Source organism: Aminobacter sp. P4_D5, assembly GCF_056401815.1.
Genome location: NZ_JBFUIP010000583.1, coordinates 1 through 788 on the forward strand (window position 1 = coordinate 1; position 788 = coordinate 788).

The window sequence follows — 788 nt, forward strand, 5'->3', positions numbered from 1 at the left end:
CTCGAAGAGGGTCCGGATGCCCGGGGCTCCGTCCGCCGCCAGCCCGTAGAGGTAGAGCCGCCCGAGCCCGACCCAGTCGGCGCCGAGCGCGATCGCCTTCACGATGTCCGTGCCGCGCGTGAAGCTGCCGTCCACCATGATCTTGGCACGGCCAGCCACCGCCTCGACGATCTCGGGGATGATGTCGAGCGAGCCGCGCCCGCCGTCGAGCTGCCGCCCGCCATGGTTGGAGCAATAGACCACGTCCACGCCGTGGTCGCAGGCGATGGCGGCGTCTTCACCGGTTCCGATCCCCTTGAGGATCAGCGGAATCCTGTACTTGTCCTTGAAGCGCTTCACCTCGCGCCATGAGAGTGCGGCCTGGTGGTCCATGCCGGTGTTCGCGGCGCGCCAGGTCTTGATGAAGCGCTTGGAGATGTCGCGCTCGCGGCGGCTGTAATGGGCTGTGTCGACCGTCATGCAGAAGGCGTCGTAGCCGGCGGCGATGACCCGCTCGACGATGCCATCCACCCATTCGTCGTCGCCGCGGACGTAGAGCTGGAAGATCTTGGGGCCGGTCGAAGCCTCGGCGCAGGCTTCCAGGCCCGGCTGGCTCACGCTCGACAGCATGAAGGGCACACCGAAGGCACCCGCACCCTTCGCCACGGTGGCGCCGCCGCCCGGCTCGAAGCTCTCCAGCGATCCCACCGGCGCGCAGAAGACCGGGAGCCGAACCCTGTGCCCGAAGAAGTCCACGCTGGCATCGACCTTGGAGACGTCGTTCAGCACGCGCGGACGCAGCGCGACCG

1 protein-coding gene is annotated in these 788 nt (G+C 68.4%); it reads right to left on the reverse strand.

The annotated features are described in order from the left end of the window. The coding region (locus tag AC1DWF_RS33650) for an alpha-hydroxy acid oxidase (RefSeq protein WP_476842834.1) at positions 1–788 on the reverse strand (788 nt) is incomplete at both ends.